At 60.8% G+C, this 18,454-nt stretch carries 14 protein-coding genes; 9 read left to right on the top strand and 5 right to left on the bottom strand.

All coding sequences use genetic code 11. The features are described 5' to 3' along the window. Positions 1 to 37 precede the first annotated feature (37 nt). A complete protein-coding gene (locus tag HMPREF3160_RS01950) occupies positions 38 to 1,348 on the top strand; it encodes an MFS transporter (RefSeq protein WP_070506771.1) in 1,311 nt (436 codons plus the stop codon). Positions 1,349 to 1,362: 14 nt separating this feature from the next. Here the strand turns inward: HMPREF3160_RS01950 and HMPREF3160_RS01945 are convergent, their stop codons facing one another. Both HMPREF3160_RS01945 and HMPREF3160_RS01940 read right to left on the bottom strand, forming a co-directional pair. Then, positions 1,363 to 2,994, bottom strand: coding sequence for an amidohydrolase (locus HMPREF3160_RS01945; RefSeq protein WP_070506768.1), 1,632 nt, complete (start codon positions 2,992 to 2,994; stop codon positions 1,363 to 1,365). A 76-nt stretch (positions 2,995 to 3,070) separates the two neighbouring features. After that, the gene (locus HMPREF3160_RS01940) at positions 3,071 to 3,886 is read right to left on the bottom strand and encodes an SDR family oxidoreductase (protein ID WP_070506899.1); all 816 of its coding nucleotides are present in this window, start codon (positions 3,884 to 3,886) and stop codon (positions 3,071 to 3,073) included. A 303-nt stretch (positions 3,887 to 4,189) separates the two neighbouring features. On the opposite strand from HMPREF3160_RS01940, the gene HMPREF3160_RS01935 reads away from it, so the two are divergent. From HMPREF3160_RS01935 to HMPREF3160_RS01920, 4 genes are all read left to right on the top strand, one after another. Next, the gene (locus tag HMPREF3160_RS01935) at positions 4,190 to 5,851 is read left to right on the top strand and encodes an SLC13 family permease (RefSeq protein WP_256173812.1); all 1,662 of its coding nucleotides are present in this window, start codon (positions 4,190 to 4,192) and stop codon (positions 5,849 to 5,851) included. Positions 5,852 to 5,994: 143 nt separating this feature from the next. After that, positions 5,995 to 7,500, top strand: a complete 1,506-nt coding sequence (locus tag HMPREF3160_RS01930) for a purine-cytosine permease family protein (protein ID WP_070506766.1) — start codon at positions 5,995 to 5,997, stop codon at positions 7,498 to 7,500. 6 nt (positions 7,501 to 7,506) lie between these two features. Beyond that, positions 7,507 to 8,109 (top strand): cysteine hydrolase family protein, encoded by a 603-nt coding sequence (locus HMPREF3160_RS01925; RefSeq protein WP_083285283.1) that lies wholly within the window; start codon positions 7,507 to 7,509, stop codon positions 8,107 to 8,109. Continuing rightward, positions 8,106 to 8,816, top strand: a complete 711-nt coding sequence (locus HMPREF3160_RS01920; protein ID WP_176744680.1) for an HAD hydrolase-like protein — start codon at positions 8,106 to 8,108, stop codon at positions 8,814 to 8,816. The genes HMPREF3160_RS01925 and HMPREF3160_RS01920 overlap by 4 nt, the downstream gene beginning before the upstream one ends. Before the next feature lie 27 nt (positions 8,817 to 8,843). Here HMPREF3160_RS01920 and HMPREF3160_RS01915 read toward each other — a convergent pair whose 3' ends face one another. After that, positions 8,844 to 9,818, bottom strand: a complete 975-nt coding sequence (locus HMPREF3160_RS01915) for a GT-D fold domain-containing glycosyltransferase (protein ID WP_176744679.1) — start codon at positions 9,816 to 9,818, stop codon at positions 8,844 to 8,846. Between the two features lie 327 nt (positions 9,819 to 10,145). Here HMPREF3160_RS01915 and HMPREF3160_RS01910 point away from each other — a divergent pair, with 327 nt between their 5' ends. Next, on the top strand, positions 10,146 to 10,859 hold the full coding sequence (locus HMPREF3160_RS01910; RefSeq protein WP_070506760.1) for a hypothetical protein: 714 nt from the start codon (positions 10,146 to 10,148) through the stop codon (positions 10,857 to 10,859). A 143-nt stretch (positions 10,860 to 11,002) separates the two neighbouring features. Then, the gene (locus HMPREF3160_RS01905) at positions 11,003 to 11,782 is read left to right on the top strand and encodes an SDR family NAD(P)-dependent oxidoreductase (RefSeq protein WP_256173805.1); all 780 of its coding nucleotides are present in this window, start codon (positions 11,003 to 11,005) and stop codon (positions 11,780 to 11,782) included. Between the two features lie 111 nt (positions 11,783 to 11,893). Here HMPREF3160_RS01905 and HMPREF3160_RS01900 read toward each other — a convergent pair whose 3' ends face one another. After that, a complete protein-coding gene (locus HMPREF3160_RS01900) occupies positions 11,894 to 12,892 on the bottom strand; it encodes a class I SAM-dependent methyltransferase (protein WP_070506757.1) in 999 nt (332 codons plus the stop codon). Between the two features lie 149 nt (positions 12,893 to 13,041). Next, the gene (locus HMPREF3160_RS01895) at positions 13,042 to 14,121 is read right to left on the bottom strand and encodes an NAD(P)H-dependent flavin oxidoreductase (RefSeq protein ID WP_070506754.1); all 1,080 of its coding nucleotides are present in this window, start codon (positions 14,119 to 14,121) and stop codon (positions 13,042 to 13,044) included. Positions 14,122 to 14,314: 193 nt separating this feature from the next. Here HMPREF3160_RS01895 and HMPREF3160_RS01890 point away from each other — a divergent pair, with 193 nt between their 5' ends. Both HMPREF3160_RS01890 and HMPREF3160_RS01885 read left to right on the top strand, forming a co-directional pair. Continuing rightward, positions 14,315 to 15,232: a GIY-YIG nuclease family protein gene (locus HMPREF3160_RS01890; protein WP_070506752.1), complete on the top strand. Its 918-nt coding sequence runs from the start codon at positions 14,315 to 14,317 to the stop codon at positions 15,230 to 15,232. Positions 15,233 to 15,260: 28 nt separating this feature from the next. After that, entirely contained in the window at positions 15,261 to 18,413 is a 3,153-nt protein-coding gene (locus HMPREF3160_RS01885) for a DEAD/DEAH box helicase (RefSeq protein WP_083285277.1), read from the top strand. Positions 18,414 to 18,454 lie beyond the last annotated feature (41 nt).

The following is an 18,454-nucleotide window of genomic DNA, read 5'->3' as shown; positions in this document are numbered from 1 at the left end:
GCTGTTATCTGGGTCCCATTGCCAGAAATGAGTTGTCATGGGTGTGGTTAATCGCCGGTTGCGGTTGGCGAAAGCCTCGAACGCTACTGACGCGTTTTTCGTTCAGGCGTTCGGGCCGTGGATTGAGATTGTCGCGGTTGCCCTCCTCGCCGCGAGCGCGTGGCAGATGGGCCTACTGAACGCGCTGACCACGGTGGCGTTCATGATTCTGGGCATCCCCATCGGCGTTTTTGTTGACCGTTTCGAAGCGGTCCGCGTCTTGAAGCTTGCGCTTGTGGCGAAGGTCGCGCTCGCCGCAGTGCTTGTTGCGGTGGCGGTGAGCGGGCATCTGAGCATCCCGTTTCTGCTCGTGTTCGCGACCGTCATGGGTATTGTGACGGTCGCGACGGAGACCGCTCAGGTCTCCACGGTGCCTGCCCTTACGGATCATGAGGGGCAGATCAGCCGGACGGTCGCGAACATCGCCACGTGGGACCGGATCGCTTCACTTGTTGCGCCGGTCGCCGTCGCTTACGGCGTCACCGTGTTGGGCGCTAACTGGACGCTGCTGGCGGCCGTCGGTTTCGCGGTACTCGCAATGATCCTCGCGCTCTTGATCGTGAAGCCAGCCGCAACGCAGGCTGCGCCGGGTGGGGTCGATGATGCTGACGATGCCGGCACCGACACTGACGCGGGCGCTGAGACCGGTGTCGAGGCTGATGTGTCTGACCAGGCGCCCGCGAAGCAGTCGTTTTGGGAGCAGGTTAAAGACGGCTGGTCGGTTTTGGTTGCTGACCGGCAGTTAGCGGGTATGACGTGGCTTTCGGCGTTCACTAACGCCGGCTTGTCGATGGGTGCCGCGGTTGAATCGATTCTGGTCATCCAAACATTGGATCTAGGTGTCGAGTTCTACGGCATCCTTGGTTCCTTGGCGGCTGTTTCGGGGATTGCTGCGTCTTTCGTTTCCGGTCGTATTTCTGATGCGGTGCCAGTCAGGAAACTGTACGTGTGGGGCGGTATGGGGCAGTGTGTTGCCGCGGCCCTGCCGCTGTTCGCGTTCGCGGTGCCGCAAGCGGCCGTGGTGTTGCTGATTATTCACACGATGGTGTGGGGCGTCATCTTGACCATCACGAACGTGGCCTCCCAGATCTATGCCGCGACCACAGTGGAGCAGCGCCTGCTTGGCCGGATTTCTGCGTTCCGCCGCACACTCACGATGGGTTTGGTTCCGATCGGCAGCATTGTCGGCGGTGTGCTGGGCACGGTTGCCGGACTATGGTTACCGCTGCTTTTGTGGCCGGTTTTCGCGCTGTTCGGTGTGCTGATCTATATGACGCTGGATCGCCGCCGCGGCCCGGACACAGCCTAGAGAGGCGACTAGGCTCAGGCGGCGGTGAAGACTTTCTTTCCGGCGAACCACGTGCTGACCGGCTGAATCGTGATGATGTCCTCGACCGGGCAGGTGAGCGGATCGGTTTCTAGGATCACAAAGTCCGCCGCCTTACCTTCAGTGATGGAGCCGGTCTGTTCACCGAGGCCCATCGCGCGGGCGGAGTTGATCGTGTAGGTAGCCAGCGCTTCCTCACGGGTGAGTGCTTGTTCCGGCCACAGCTCGCCCGGGAATTCCCCGGTCGGGTCTTTGCGGGTCACGAGCCCATAGAGCGCTTCCCACGGATTCGGTGAAACGGACACAGGCCAGTCGGAACCGGCAGCGATCAGCGCCCCAGCCTCCGTCAAGGCACGGTTCGGGTGCGCTTTGCTTCCTCGTTCTTCACCCAGGACAGACTTGATAGCTTCGATGATCACGCCAGGGAACCACAGCGACGGCGAAATATCCGCCGCAACGTTCAGTTCAGCGAAACGCGGGATGTCTTCCTCCGTGACGAACTGGCCGTGCGCAACCTGGTAGAGCACGTCGTCGTAGCCAGCTTCGCGGACCTTCTGCACCGCATCCAAAACGGCGCGCACCGAGGCGTCGCCGGTGCAGTGGATCTTCGCGGAGATCCCGCGTTCAGCGGTACGCAGCAGCCACGTTTCAAGCTCCTCGTACGGCATGGTCATGTGGCCGTGAGTGCACGCGTGCCCGTCTGTGGGAAGGTACGGTTCAACGAACGCGGCCGTCAAAGCCGGCGGGACGCCGTCGAGGAAAATCTTGATGAAATCGGGTTTATGGTGCTCGCTGCGGGTGTGCTCCATCCCGAAAATGACGTCTTCCCCGACCGGCTGATAACCGAAAATGAACTCCTCAACCGGGGTGCTGGAAACAACCCACGAGTTCAACTCACCAGCATCATCCAGCGCCTTGACGGCCTCCATAATCTGTAGGGAGGCGGCGGCATCCTGGAAACCCGTGATGCCGTACGCGTTGAGCATCTCAACCGCTTTGGCCGTGGACGCCTTGAGAGCCTCGGCCGACTCCGGCTGATCGGCCGCCTTAGCCAACTCCACCAGAACGCCCGCGGATTCGATGAGCCAACCCGTCGCGTTGCCGGCGCTATCGCGGGAGATGACCCCGCCGTCGGGGTTCGGGGTGTCCGCGGCGATCCCGGCCTTCCGCATCGCAAGCGAGTTAGCCCACCGGTTATGAAGCGAATCATCCGTGAGCAGCACGGGGTGATCGCCGGACGCCTCATCCAGCGCGGCGAGCGCTTCCGCGGTGTCGATGGTGCCGATGAGGCCCGAACCTACCGAGCCGCCATAGATCCACTCGCCGGCAGGGGTTTCGGCGGCGCGGGTGCGTACGGCTGCGAGGATTTCTTCCAGGTTGGCGGTGGGCGGGAACGTGAGGTCGGTGAGCTCGCGGCGGCCACCATGATTGTGATGGTTATGTACGTCGATGATGCCCGGTAGGACCGTGTAACCCGTCAGATTGACGGATTCCGCGCCCTGTTCCAGTAGCGCGCGGGCGGCATCACCCACCGCAACGATGCGGCCGGCGTCCACCGCGAACGCATCAGTTTTCGGGGCGGCGGCGTCCATAGTGTGAACCGTGGCGGAATGAAAAACGGTCGTCATCGAAACCTCCAAAGCATCTTCGGGTGGGGCGCGGGAATTTGCGGATGGGGCAGAGCTATTTGCGGATGGGGCAGAGCTATTTGTGGACGGGGCGGATCGCTAGGTTTTCGATCATCGCCTCCGGCGTTGCGTCTACCGCGAGCCGGACCGTCGCCGCAACCGATTCGGGGCGGATGTACAGCGAGCCGTTGTAGTCGTGGTTGCCGTAGGAGGCCTGCAGTTCGACCTGCATGTCAGTATCCACGCGGCCCGGATGGATCGAGGTGACCCGCACCGATCCGCGTTCCTCCTCCCGCAACGCATCCGAAAACGCACGTAGAGCGAACTTAGAACCCGAATAGACGGCAGCCCCCACGCCGGAGAAGTAGCCGGAACCGGAGTTGATTGTCACAACCTGACCACGCGCCGCACGCAGCGCAGGTAGCAACAGACGCGTCAGCTCGGCCACAGCGAAAACATTCACGGAGAACACCCGCTCATACACATCCCACGGGGTCTCCGCGACCGTCTCGCCATCAGCCACACCCGCTGAATGCACCAACACATCCAGCCGCGGGAGGGCATCCGCGCCCTCGCCAAAACCGCTTGCGGTGGCACCCTCGCCGGAACCGCCAGCACCAGAACCGCCGCCGAAGCCGGCGTCCGCGACAGCGCGGGCGATCGCGTCCTTATCTGTCAGCTCGGCGATGAACGGGCGGGCACCCGGGAACTCGGCCAGCACATCGGCCAGTGAATCCTCGCTTGAAGCACCCAGGATCAGCTTGTGGGTCGAGGCGAGCTCGCGGGCGATCGCCAACCCGATCCCACGCGAAGCACCCGTAATCAACGCAACCGGCTTACCGGATTCAGCAGCCTCGGCAGATTCAGCAACAGAACCATGTGAAGTACTCATGCAACCAACGTAGCGGGTCAACGTCGCGCGGGAAACAGGTGGCATGGAAATCGCTGACCAAAGGGACAGAATCGCTGACCAAAGGAGCAGCCAACCGGGAAACAGTCACCGGGCAACCGTTGCGTTGGGTGACCGCCGCTCTGGAAGTCGAGTTCCGGATTCGGACCGCTTACGTTTAGCATGAGAGGCACATCACTCTTTACTGTTTCATTAACAGTTCTTTGTTGTTCGCGATAGGTCGGGTGCCAACGGACCGCTGTCGCTCGATTCTGCGTTTGAACTATATGCACCCAGGAGGTTGGCATGGCTGAGCCGAAGATGCCGGAGTATCTGGAGAGTCTTCGTCCGGACCCGTCGAAGGGCCGTGACGTTAAGCAGAAGTCGCCGGGCGAGTTGGATCCGGCCGTTGAGAAGCGCACGGTGAATGTGCGTTGGGGTGGGCTCGCGCTCGGTGTGGTGTTGAGCGTGCTGATCTATTTCATCCTCCCGGATTCGATGTCGCATAACGCGCGTTTGACTGCCGCTACCGCGATTGTGATGGCGGTGTGGTGGATGACCGAGGCGCTACCGATCCCGGCTACGGCACTGCTGCCGCTCGTGATTTTCCCTGTGCTGGCTCAGCCGATTCAGGCGGAGGGGAAGGACCCGGAGCCGGTCACTTTCAACATGTTGGGTGCCTCGTATGGCTCTGACACGATCTTCTTGTTTATGGGCGGGTTCTTCATCGCGTTGGCGATGCAGCGGTGGAATCTGCACCGGCGGATCGCGTTGGGTGTTTTGCGGGTCATGCCGAATAGGCCTGGCGCGATGATCGCGGGCTTCATGATTGCGACCGGTTTCGTTTCGATGTGGGTTTCGAACACGGCTACCGCGGTGATGATGTTGCCGATCGGTATGTCTGTGTTGTCGCTGGTGAACCAGATTACGCAGAATGATGACGCGAACCCGAAGACCGGTTCGATCGCACTCAACGCAGATGGCGAGCCGGTGACGTCCGCGGTTGATTTGATCCGCACTAACTTCGGTTCCGCTTTGATGTTGGGTATCGCGTATGCCGCCTCGATCGGTTCGCTGGGAACCTTGATCGGTACTCCGCCGAACGCGTTGTTGGCGGGCGCGATGAGCGACAACTTGGGTGTCACGATCGGTTTCGCTCAGTGGATGCTGGTGGGTGTCCCGATTTCTATCGTGATGATGGCGGTCGCATGGTTCTTGCTGGTCAAGGTTCTGTTCAAGCCGGAGATCGATGAGATCCCGGGTGGGCGTGAGCTGATCCGTTCGGAGCTGAGCAAGCTTGGCCCGATGTCCCAGGGCGAGATCCGTGTGATCGTCGTGTTCATTGCGACTGCGCTTGCGTGGATCATCATCCCGACGGTCGCTCAGCTGACTGATAGCACGGCGATTATTTCTGACGCGGGCATCGCGATGCTCGCGGGCGTTGTGTTGTTCATGATGCCGGCTGGTGCTGAGCGCGGTGTGCGCCTGTTGGATTGGAAGACCGCTAAAGAACTTCCGTGGGATGTGCTGTTGCTGTTCGGTGGCGGCCTGGCGCTTTCCAGCATGTTCAGCAAGTCCGGTTTGACGAAGGACATCGGTACGTTCGCGGGCAAGCTGGACGGTGTCCCGCCGGTTCTGGTTGTCGCGATCCTGGCGGCCGCGATCCTGTTCTTGACGGAGCTGACCTCGAACACCGCGACTGCGGCGACGTTCATTCCGGTGGCGATGGGTATCGCATCGGGTATGGGTGCTGATCCGTTGCTGTTCGCAGCACCTGTCGCGTTGGCTGCCACGTGCGCGTTCATGCTTCCGGTGGCGACCCCGCCGAACGCGGTCGCCTACGGTTCCGGTTACGTCACGATCGGCGAGATGGTCAAGGGCGGCGTGTGGCTGAACCTCATCGGCATCGGCGTCATCACGCTCGCGTGCTCGACCCTGCTTGTGTGGGTGTTTGGTCTCGCGCTGTAAAACAGCGTGACTGTGTAGAAGCGATCTGGCCTCGTCAGCATCCACATCAGCGGCCCCACAACCAACATTGGTTGTGGGGCCGCTTTTGATGTTGTGGTTGCGGCCACGGTAGTGTGAAAGGTTCCTCAACGAAAAGAGTGAGCATGGCTGCCGAGAGTCCCGGCGAAGCAACATACGGTTCATCCCTCACCAAGGCGGAGCCGTACGGAACGGAACAAATCCCCGATGTAGAGAGGCACGGTAGCCCACGCAGCCAGTTCACGCTTTGGTTCGCCGCGAACATGGTGCTCGCGGTCATGGTGTCCGGTTTCTTCTCCGCGCAATTCGGGTTGTCAGTGGTGCAGGGCCTCACCGCGGTTTCCGCTGGAACACTGTGCGGCGTGCTGGTCATGGGGTTGCTGGCCGGTATCGGCAGCAAGCTGGGTGTCCCGCAGCAGGTCCAGGGCCGCGGCCCGATGGGTTTCTACGGGAACTACCTACCGATCACGTTGCTCACCATTGTCTCCGCGATCGGGTGGACGGCCGTGAACACGGTGTTCGCGGTGATCGCGCTCCAAGTTTTGGTGGACATCAACTTCGCGCTCGCCGCGGCACTCATGTTCGCGGTGCAGGCGGTGTTCGCGGTGTGGGGCCACAACGTGGTGCATGTTGTGAATAAGGTAGCCACCGTCGTACTGACGGTGTTGTTCCTGGTGATCTCGGTGCTTTCGCTGCGTGAGGCTGACTTCACGCTCGCCGCTAACCCCGATGCGGGCAGCTACATGGGCCCGGTTGCCGGCTGGATCACGTTCGCGGGTTTCTTCTTCGCCTACGTGATGACGTGGACTCCGTTCGCATCGGATTTCTCGCGGTATCTTCCGCGCCGCACCCCGCATTCGAAGGTCGTGCTCTATACCGCTGGCGGCAGCTTCTTAGCGCTGACGTGGCTGGGCAGCATCGGGGTTCTGGTTTCCAGTTTCGCGGGCGAGCTGGATGCGATCCCCGCGTTGGCGCAGCTGACGGGTTCGTGGACGCCAGTCGCGATGATCACGGTGGTGCTCTCCACGATCCCGGTGAGCGCGATGAACCTCTATGGCGGCGCACTATCCCTGTTGACGTTGAAGGTCCCGGTGAGCCGTATTGTTGCGGTGGTCATCGTGGCTGTGGTGAGTCTCGGCATGACCTTGTTGATGCAGGATGACCCGTACGGCGGGTTCTATAACTTCCTCTCAGTGCTTGCCTACCTCGTGGTTCCGTTCAGCACGGTGTTGCTGCTGGACTATTACTTGCGGATGCGTAAACCCGCCGTGGATAGCTCCGTGGAGCTGTATAACACCGGGCGCCGGTTCGAGTGGGACTTCTTCGCATGGATCGGCGGATGCTTGGTCTCGATGCTGTTCTGGGATACCGAACTGCTGGCCGGCCCGCTCGCTGAACTCTCCCGTTCAATGGGGGACCTCGGGTTCCTCGCCGGGATCCTGGGCGCCGGGGTGCTCTATATGCTGACCTATAAGCTGCCCGTACCCACGGGCCTGCTCCGCACACGGAAAGCGGCCCGCCAACAGGCCGAAGCCGAAGCGGCCGCTGAGGCCGACGCCGACGCTTCGGCGACGGCCGCCGAAACTAGGCCCAACACTGAAACCAAGCCCACCACTGAATCGGAAGGTTGAGGATTGATGAGTACCGCATCGGACGCCGCTGCACCGGCTGCAGGGCAGCAAGCACCTGAGACGGGCACCCCGCGCAAGGGTGCGCTGGTGTTTATTGATATGCAGAACATTTTCGCTGACCAGGACGGCCAGTGGGGTGTCTCGAATTATGCCGAGGTTGAGCAGGCGATGGCGCGGTTGCGTGAGCGGGATGGTTCGCCGGTGATTTGGACTCGCTTTGTGCGGGACCCGGAAGAGCACGGCGCGTGGGCGGACTATTACGACCGCTGGGACGAATGCCGCGCCGAACCCGAATCCGAGGTGTGGGACTTGACCTCCCCGGTGCGGGATGGCGACCGTGTGTTGTCGATGCCGACGTTCTCCAAGTGGGGCGAACAGCTCGCCGAAATGACGAAGGACTATGACCGCCTAGTGTTGGCGGGGGTCGCCACGGACTGTTGCGTGATCGGGACCGCGCTGGGCGCCGTGGATGCCGGCAAATGGGTTACGGTGCTCACGGATGCGTGCGGCGGCGGAACCAAAGAAGTGCACGACCAGGCGATGGCGATCATGGACTGCTTCAACCCGATGCTCACGCTCATGACCGTGGACGAATACCTGAGTGCGTGAGCGGACTGAAACGCGTAACTGGAGAGGACGTGGCCGTTGTGGCTGGTTCACCGCGCTGGAAGACGGTGCTGTTTGACCTGGATGGGACGCTGATCAACACGATCCCGTTGATTGTGGCGACGTTCCACCGCACCTTTGAGCATTTCGGGGTGCAGGCCCCGGATGATGAGGTCATGAAGTCGTGGATCGGGTTGACGTTGGAGGACACGTTCCGCCCCGTGGCCGGCGAGGACGCGGCCGATGAGTGGGTGGCTGTGTACCGGAAGTTCAACCAAGAGATGCACGACGACGCGGTGGCCCCATTCCCCGCCGTGGATAAGGTGCTCGCTGATCTTGAGGCCGCTGGCTGCACGGTGGGTGTTGTGACGGCGAAGCTGCCGGAGATGGCGCGGCGCGGCCTGCGGGTGTGTGGTTTGCCAGAGCTGAGCCCGCTGGTGGGTAACGGTGATGTTGAACGGCATAAGCCGGCACCCGATCCGGTGTTGAAGGCGCTCGAGTTGGTGGGTGTTGAGCCTACCGGCGGCCCGGGCGGGGCGGTGTACGTGGGGGATGCGCCTACCGATATTCAGGCGGGCAACGCCGCCGGTGTGGACACGGTGGGCGTGACGTGGGGCGCGGCGACGCGTGAACAGATCGACGCTGCGCACCCAGGCCAGGTCGCTACGAGCATGGCGGAGCTACACAAGATCCTGCTACCGGGCGGTTAGTCCAGCTTTTCTTAGCCCGTGAGGCAACTACTGCTTTGCCGGCGTCTGTGAGTAGGGCCGGCTTTCGGGACGGGCGCCGCCTTCGAACACGGCAAGGTAGGAATCGGAGATGTGCCCAACATCGACTGCTTGGCGTCCGGTTTCGGCGATCTTGTGGGATAGAACCGTGCCTGCGGGGCCGAGCGCGACTAGGAAAATGTCCGTATCGGTGGCCTTGTGGACCTCGTTCATGATCCGTGGGATGTCCGCGTAGGCGTGACGGTCTTGTGAATCGATGCGGTCAGAACCTGCCAGGTTGCCGAACAGCTGTGGGATCAGGTCGAATCTTGAGCTTTTACCGGTGATGATGGTCGCTTTCTTGCCGGCCCAGACGCTACGCCATGCTTCCACGCCTTGCTCGCCTTCGGAAGCGAAGAACAACGGCCGGGTCGCGTGCGCGTTGCCAAGGCGGGTGGCTGGTGCGATGACTTCGCGGAATTCGGGCCAGTATTGGGCCCAGATCATGCTCCAGTGGCGGTCACGGTAGGTGTGCGGGGTGCCGAAGATGATGTCGTCACGGTTGAGGCTTCCACTCATGGCTTCGTTGAGGTCTTTTTGAAGTGCCGTTGAGTTCTTCTGGAAACCAAGGTTTGCGGTGATGTCGAAAGCGAGCTTGAGTTCGCCGTCGCCGATGCGCACAAAGGAGAGGTTGTTTTCAGAAACGGTCTGCACTGTTTCAAGCAGACCCAGCTGCTTCGCCCGGTATTCTTTCCGCATTTCTTCAAACAGTGGCATCGTAGCCAGGCTACGCATCGCATCGTCGTGGCGGCGCTGAAGTGTGGCTTCCTTGCGTAGCGTTTCCAGATCCTTCTGGATCTGCGCAAGTGCTTCATTGGTGGACGTGTTCGCGGCGTCCAGCGTCTTCTTGATGGAGCCGAGGGTCCTGTTATTGGTTTTCAGGCTCTCGGTGTAGTTGAAATTGAGCAGCCGCCGAATATTGCTTATGAACTTTGGTTTTGCCATGCCTGTAGCTTCTTTCATCAGGGTTTCTTCAATTCTGCCTGAGTTTGCTCGCGGGCTGGCTGAAGGATGAGTGTGGTGTCACCTGGCGGATCGCGAAACTGTAACCCGGGCGCGATGCCTGTAACGCCGGGCGTGGTCCTGCAATACCGGGCGTGGTGTCTAGGAGTTTTCCTCCTCCTTGGTTATGATCAATCCGGGCACTGACTCTTTTTCGTTACTTTAATGCCGATTTGAACTCGTACACATCTGAACTAGGGCAGCTTCGTCACCGTACTTGTTGAGTGTTTCTGCGCCCGTATTTGGCTCGTTCTAGTTTGAGGAATGTGTATGAAACGGTTCTTCCGTGCATTCGCTATTGTTCTGGTTGCCGTTGGGCTCAACGCCGGCACCGCGGTCCCAAGCCAAGCGGCGCCACGCCTGGTGGACGTGACCGGGTTCAGCGCAAAGTCCATCGTGGTTTCTAACTGGTCCAATTCCAGTTGTCGTGACGTCGTGGTCACCATGCGGAAAACCATGTCCCAGAAGGTTGACTCTTGGAGTGTTTGGGCCGATGTGACCCGAGGCGGCACCAAGGTGGACTGGGCAGATTATGGGGACTCTGGCGACCACTCAAAGACTCGTGTTCAGGTTTGTCCTCGCTTTGATGGCCTCGGTAAATACACGGTTGGTCCTTCGGCCGTCTCTGCTGACACCCGGGACGACTACAAGTACCAGTCCTATACCGACTGGACTAAGGGACATTTCTACGTCCGTGCTAAGGGCAAGGCCGCGCTGAAGGGGAAGCGTAAGGGGAACACCGTGACCCTGACTGCATCGGCTCAGCGCTACAATCCTGAGCGTAACAAGTACGTGGCTCATGGGGCTAAGAAGGCTCGCGTGCAGGTGAAGTCGGGCAAGAAGTGGAAGACCGTGAAGACGGTCAAACTGAAGAAGGGTAAAGCGACCGTCAAGATCAAGACGAGGCTCAAGAAGCAGTACCGCTTCGTCTTCGATCAAACCAGCGCCACCACCGGTGCAACCTCGAAGACCATCAAGATCTAGCCGCTTCCAGGTGCGGGTCCTCACCGCAACGCTACCCGGCCTTCATGCTGATTTCACTGGTTGAGCACGCTCATTTCGCCGGTTGAGAATCCCTCCGAAAAACGGGATGTCCTTGTTGGGCTCAAACTGACAGGACGTCTCCTATGGAAGGGGTTTTCAGCATGTTCGGTGATGAGTTCAAAGGCCGGGTCGCGTTGGTGACTGGCGGTGGTTCGGGAATCGGTGAGGCAACCAGCAAGAGGCTCGCTGAATACGGCGTCAAGGTGGTTGTTGCTGACATTTCTCAGGAGGCCGCGGAGCGCGTGGCTTCTGAGATCGAAGCCGCAGGCGGTACGGCGTTCGCCGTTGCCGGTGACACCTCCGTCAAGGAAGACAACGAGCGCATGGTCCGTGAGGCTATCGAGGCGTATGGTCAGCTGAACTATGCGGTCAACAACGCGGGAATCGGTGACCCGGCAGCACCGGCCGGTGAGACTGACCTTGAGGCTTGGGACAAGGTCATCGGCATCAACCTCAACGGTGTTCTGTACGGGATGCGTTACCAGATCCCTGAGATGTTGAAGGCTGGCGCGGGTGAGTCCGCGATTGTGAACATGGCGTCGATTCACGGCACGGTCGCGGCGATCGGCAATGGCGCTTACACCGCCGCGAAGCACGGGGTTGTAGGCATCACCAAGAACGCGGCCGCAGAGTACGGCCCGGAGGGGCTGCGCATTAACTCTGTTGGCCCGGCCTATATCGATACCCCGTTGCTGGCTAACCTGTCGGAAGAGATCCGCGATGCGCTCGTCGCTAAGCATCCGATGGGTCGCTTGGGCCGCCCGGAGGAAGTCGCGAACCTGGTTCTGTACTTGCTCTCGGATTACGCGTCCTTCGTCACGGGTGCCTACTACCTGGTTGACGGCGGCTACACCGCCGTCTAAGAACCGAAGAAAACCAGCGACCAAACAAACCCAAGAACACCTGCGGTGGGTGGGCATCAATGAGATGCCCACCCACCGCAGGTGTTAAAGCGCTGTAGAGCGGCGGGGCGTTTAAGCGCTGTAGAGCGGCGGGACGGCGCGGTCTGTGCGTTCCAGAATGAACCAGTAGTTGCCGCTTTCGGCCGTCCGCTGTTGTTGCGCATCGAGCGGTTGGAATTCGTCTTCGTCAACAACGCTGTGCACTGTCCAAAGGTCTTCGGCGGTGAAGAGGTTGTGCCAGCCCGTGACCGACAAGGAGAGCTGCAGCAGGAGTTCATCGACAATGAGTTCCTCGCCGTTCCAGACACGTACACGCTCAGTTTCGAGGTCGTAACCGTCGCGAGGTTCCCGCTTCGCCAGCTCCCAACGCACCGTGATGTTTTGGTATTCGGGGTTCTCGGTTGGGTCGCCGAAGCCTTCCCAATCGCCGTATTCACCGGGCTGTGGGCGTTCGGTCAGGTCAGCGCCGAAGGAGTCGAGGTGGATCAGGTATTTGCCGCCGGTGGTGACGCTCATCGCGGCGCGACGCAGGTGGGCGGCGACCAGTTCGGGGGTGGGGAGGCATCGCACAGTGTTGAGTGCGGAGAAAGCCCCCGGGTATGTGGGTAGGAGTGCGACTTCGGTGAGGTCGCCGAGGATCAGCCGTGGGGTGTGTTTGGTTTTCCGTTCGGCCGCCGCTTCGCTGAGGTGGGTGAGGGCGTCGCTCGAGGAGTCGATGCCGTCCACTTGGTAGCCGCGTTCCAGCAACGGAAGTAGCACGCGGCCGGACCCGCACCCGAACTCTATGAGCCGGTCGGCATTGGTGGTGGAGGTGATGAAGTCGAGTTCTTCGCTCGCGTCCCAGCCGAAGATGTTGTCGTAGAGAACCGGGTTATCGAATAACCGAGCGCCGGGTGCCTCATAGTTTTCGGTATCGCTTGGCGGTTCAGTTGAGTGGGCCACCATCTTGGCGACCTTCTCGTGCGGGCATGGTGACTGCGCGGGTGACTGGGTGTGTGTCTGGTCGGTGCCGGCGTCGTGGTCCAAAGCGACCTTGGGCGTCCACGTGCCCTGCGGGGTTTCAATGATCAAGGAATCTCCTCGGGTGATGTGCTGAATCCTTGCTATGAGAATAACCGCAACGACCCGCCAAGGAACAGGCCAGATCAGGCCGGGGCTGGCCAGGTCGGTCGCTTCGTCCAGGCGGTGTTTGGTTGGCTACCGCGTGAGTAGCCCTGGGATCATGGTTCGCGGCCGATGGCGTGGGTGACTTCCGCTGCCGGGCGCGGCTGAATCAGGTGTGCGTTGGCGCCGGCCCAGTGTGGCGCCATTCCTGCGGAGCCGCTCTTAGCGGCCGCGGCAGACAGCGCTTTGTTCGCCGAGTAGGCGACGGGGAAGACCGGCGGGGTTGGCGCATCGGGCGCTTCAGCGAACTCCATGAACGCGGTAGGCAACCCGCGGGCTGGCCGCCCCGAGAATACGCGAGTCAAGTGAGTTTCAGTGTCGCCGCTTGCGTGCTGAGCGGCGTGCGCGGATTGAACTAGAGCGTCACGGTAGGAGTCTTTGGCCCCGGATTCGGGGCTCGTGATGAGTGCGGTGCCGACCTGAACGGCGGAAGCCCCTAGGCTGAACATGTGCTCAGCATGTTCGCGGGTCATGATGCCGCCCGCGGCGACCACAGGCGGCTGTGTTGCTGAGGCGATCTGCTGAACGAGGCGCCCGGTAGGGGTCTGTTCATCGGGGCCGTTTTCGTCGAAGATTCCTCGGTGCCCGCCGGCCTCGATCCCTTGGGCGATGACCATATCCAAGCCCGTTTCCTCGATTACGCGCGCCTCAGCCTGGCTAGTGGCGGAAGCCATCAACAGGGTGCCGGCTTCGTGCAGTGCGTTGATGGTTGCGACGTCGGGGACACCGAAGTGGAAACTGACCACGGCGGGTTTTTCGTCCACGAGTAGTTGGAGCATCGCGGTATCGCCGAGGAACGATTCATAGGACGGGCTGAGCTCTGCTGGCGGTTGGGTGCCGAGCGAGTGAAAGAGAGGGGCCAAGTAGTCGAGCCATGCGGACTCGACGGCGGGGTCCCGGTGAGGTTCGGCGTGACAGAAGAAGTTCAGGTTGAATGGCCGGGTGGTGAGGGCTTTAAGTTCGCGGATGGCCTCGCGAACCTGGTCAACGTTCTTACCCGCCAAACCAAGTGATCCGAGCCCGCCTGCGTTGCTGACCGCCGCGGCGAGTTGCGGGGTGGAGGTGCCGGCCATCGGCGCACCAATGAACGGCAGTTCGATTCCTGTGAGGTCAGTGAAAGCGCTTGGGTTCCGCAACGTGGGCTCCTCGGCGTATCGCGTGGTGTTGGATGTTTGCTGGGTGTTGGCTATTCCAACTGTGCCATGCGGCGGGGCCCGGGTGGGAAACTTCGCGACGCTGTCAGGTACTGCGGAGGCCGGGGGCGGTGACGTAGGTTAGATGGTGTCACCGCGGGCTGGCCGCGGTGTGTGTTTCAGGAGTCTGAACGTTTTGGCGACACCGACGTCGATTGAGTTGTTTCTTGCCGATGGGACCCCGGGCGGCCTGATTGCCGCGGAAATTTCCGGGTGGACCGGCAAGATCATCGCCGCGCCGCGGCAGTCATTGGGTGCGTTGCTGGCGCGCGAGGAGGCGCAGTCGAACGGCGTCTACATACTCTTGGGCGAAGACGCCGAATCCATTAACAACACGTGGTGCTACATCGGCAGGTCGGAGAATTTCGCGGAGCGGTTGCGTAACCATCAGGCGAATAAACCTAAGTGGCAGCGGGCCATCATCATCCTGAGCCTGCACCATTCCTTCAACGAAGGGCACTGGGGATACATGGAAGCCAAGCTGCTGCAGATGGCGCGGAAGGCCGGCCGGTGCAGCTTGGATGAAAACAAGAACAACCCGCGCTCCCGGAAACTGTCCGAATCGCAAGAGGCATCCGTCAACGAATTCATTCGCAAAGTGATGTTGATTCTGCCGATGCTGGGCGTCAACATCCTGCGCTCCGCAGCCAGGGAAGATGGTGCGGCGGTTTCCGTACAGCGTGGAGTGGAGGACGAGTCGCCACTGTTTGAGCTGGTGCACACCAGCCGTGGTGTGGATGCGCGGATGCGGCCGGTGGATGGCGAACTGTTCGTGCTGGAAGGTTCGCGCCTGATCAAGCAATGGGACACCAGTGCGGCACGTTCGGAGCACACCCGCCGCAGCTATGAGGCGTTGGCGCAGCAACACCGAAAGCTGATCGCGGACGGTTCGCTACGGGTAGAGGACGATGTGTGTGTTGCTACCCGCGACATCGTGTTCAACTCGCCCTCCACGGCGGCCGCGATATGCCTCGGCCGTAGTAGCAACGGCCGGACGGCGTGGAAAACCAGTGACGGAATGACGTACGCGCAGTGGGAAGCCGCCGTGCAGTAGCGGTGGCATGAAGAATGAGGTAGCACCGATGAGTAGTGAGTTCGTGGACCCTCTTTTGGTAGGCCTGCGTGAAGACCTGGTCACCAGGGACCTGCGGCTCGCACTGGATGCGACCGCGCTTGAAACCCAGATTGCCAAGGTTGACAAGGCCGATTTCCCGCACGTCGCAGCCCGTTTCGTTGCAGAACGCCTGGAGCAGGAACTCCAGCAAATCAGTGGCGAAGAAGAACGCATCGAATTCGTGAACCAACTTCTGACAACCATGAATTCGGTGAACCACGGAGAACACATCGAAGGGCCGGAACCCCAGCAACTGTTGAGCACCGCTAAGCCACCGCACGCGGCACCGCAGTCACCGTCGATCCCCATCTCCGAAGTCGCCCTACTGACCAATGCGCAAGGCGACCCCCGCCTAGGCCCTGAGCTCAAAACCGAAATGCTCAGCGCCGACGCCGTCGATGTGGTGATGTCCTTCGTTCGCTGGTCCGGCATCCGTCTGATCGCTCAGGAACTCCAAGAACTCAACCGGCGCGGAGTCCCCGTCCGTTTCCTCACCACCACCTATATGGGTGCAACCGAGAAACGCGCCCTGGACTATCTAGTGAATGAGTGCGGCGCCGAAGTCTGCATCAGCTACGACACCCAAACCACCCGCCTTCACGCCAAAGCGTGGGTCTTCCGCCGCGACACCGGCTTCCACACCGGCTACATCGGCAGCTCCAACCTCAGCAAGGCCGCGATGGTGGACGGGCTGGAATGGAACGTTCGGGTCTCCAACATCCAGACCCCGGCGCTGGTTGAAAAGTTCGAGGCTACGTTCGAAAGCTATTGGCAGTCACCGATCTTCGAACCCTACATTCCTGAAAAGGATGGGGAACGGCTCCAGCAAGCACTCAACAACGGCGCCGCGGACAAGGTTCCGGACTCGCTTTTGGCCACGAACTTGGATGTTCGCCCGTACCCGCATCAGGCGATCATCCTGGACGATCTCCAACACGAACGCGAAGTCCTCAACCGTCACCGCAACCTTGTGGTTGCGGCAACCGGCACCGGCAAGACCGTGATCGCCGCTTTGGACTACCGCCGTCTATGTGAAAACACCAAGGGCCCACGCCCGCGGCTGCTGTTCGTGGCGCATCGTCGTGAAATCCTGGAGCAATCCCTGCGAACCTTCCGAGACGTGCTGGGTGACGGCTCTTTCGGTGAGTTGTTGGGCGGGAACTACCGGCCTACCAAGTGGGACCATGTGTTCGCGTCCATCCAGACGCTGTCTCAGGAAACGGTCTACACCAAGCTGGACCGTGATCACTTCGATGTGGTGATCATTGACGAGTTCCACCACAGTGCCGGCGCTACGTACGAACGCGTCATCAAGCATTTCGATGGGTGTAAAGAGTTCTTGGGGCTGACCGCAACCCCTGAGCGGATGGACGGCCAGAACATCGTGGCCGAATACTTTGACGGTCGGATCGCGAGCGAACTCCGGCTCTGGACGGCTTTGGACAACGACCTTCTGGTTCCTTTCCACTACTTCGGCATCGCCGATGGTGTGGACTTGTCCGGTGCCCAGTTCAGCGCCGGCGGGTATCGGGTTGCGGACCTGGACCGTCTCTATACCGGCAATGATCAGCGTGCTAAGAAAATCATCCAAGCCACCCGCGAGATCGTGACCGACACCGGCAACATGAAAGCCCTCGGTTTCTGCGTCTCCGTTGACCACGCCACCTACATGGCCGAGGTTTTCAACCAGGCCGACATCGCATCCGGCGTTGTCACGGGCAAGACCTCACGCGAGGACCGCGACCAAGCGATCAAACAGCTTGCCGCAGGCGAACTCAACTGCCTCATGGCGGTCGATGTCTTCAACGAGGGCTTCGACCTGCCAGCTATTGACACGGTCCTGATGATGCGGCCTACCCAGTCGGCGACCATCTTCATCCAGCAGCTGGGGCGCGGTCTACGCCGAGGGCAAAATAAGAGCGTCCTGACGGTGCTGGATTTCGTGGGGCACCAGCACAAGAATTTCCGTTTCGACATCAAACTGCACGCACTCACCGGTCAGGACCGGAAGCAGTTGCAGCGTTCTGCGGAACATAATTTCCCGGTGCTGCCGGCGGGATGCCAGATTGTGCTCGATGAGGTCACACAGAAGGAAGTTGTGGCTAACCTTCGGAGCCAGGTGACGATGAGCACCAAGGACTTCCTGGCGGATGTGCGCCAGATGAGCACGGCGGCTGAGGTTACGGCCGGGTTGCACCTCAAGGACTATTTGGAGCGGTCTGATCGTGACCTGCCGTCGGTATATAAACCGGGCGCGACCCGAACATATCTCGGCGATAAAGGCCCGAACGCTTGGGTTCAATACGAGGCGTGGGCGAATGGGCGGAGCTCGTTCCGTCCGAGCGAAGCCGAAAGCAAGCTGCTGCAGCGAGCCAACAAGTTTGTGCACGTGGACGACCCGGTCCGTTTTGAGGGATATCTGCGAGTATTGAACAGCGGCAAGGTCACGCCTGAGTTGCTGCAGGATCCGCTGGCGTTGATGCTGTATTACTCGTTCTGGCCGTCTGGCCATGAGAAGGGGCTAGCCGCCGGGATGGCGGAGCTTCTGAACGCTCGATTTGTGCGGGAAGAGCTGGAACAAATCATGCAGTTCCGGGAAGTGGTTTCGAGGGCCGTCCCGCGGCCACTATCCGGCGGTCTTGAGACCCAACCCATCCGAAGCCACGCGACATATACGCGTGAGGAGCTGCTCGCGGGCCTGGGTGTGGGGTCGCTGAACTCGGAGAAGCCCGGCAGTATCCGCGAAGGCGTGAAGTGGATTCCGGAACTGCAGACGGATGTGTTGCTGGTGACGTTGAAGAAGTCGGAGGCCGACTATTCGCCGACCACGATGTATCACGACTACGCGTTGACGGACACGCTGTTCCATTGGGAATCGCAAAGCCTCACTCGGGAAGCGTCGCCTACCGGGCAGCGCTACATCAACCACGAATCGGAAGGCTCTAATGTGGTGCTGTTTGTCCGCAAGGCGAAGAACGGTGAGATCGGAACGGAGCCGTACACGTGCCTCGGTAACGCCCGCTATGTGAAGCATTCAGGGGAGAATCCGATGCAGATCATTTGGGAGCTTGAACGCCCGATGCCTGCGAGCTTATTCGAAATCGCACGCGCAGCAAAATAGCTGCGTGGTTAAGAGTGGCCCGGACTGATAGGTGTGGCAAC

Source organism: Arthrobacter sp. HMSC06H05, assembly GCF_001807395.1.
Lineage (GTDB): Bacteria > Actinomycetota > Actinomycetes > Actinomycetales > Micrococcaceae > Pseudoglutamicibacter > Pseudoglutamicibacter albus.
This window is presented reverse-complemented; position numbering and strand designations above follow the sequence as displayed.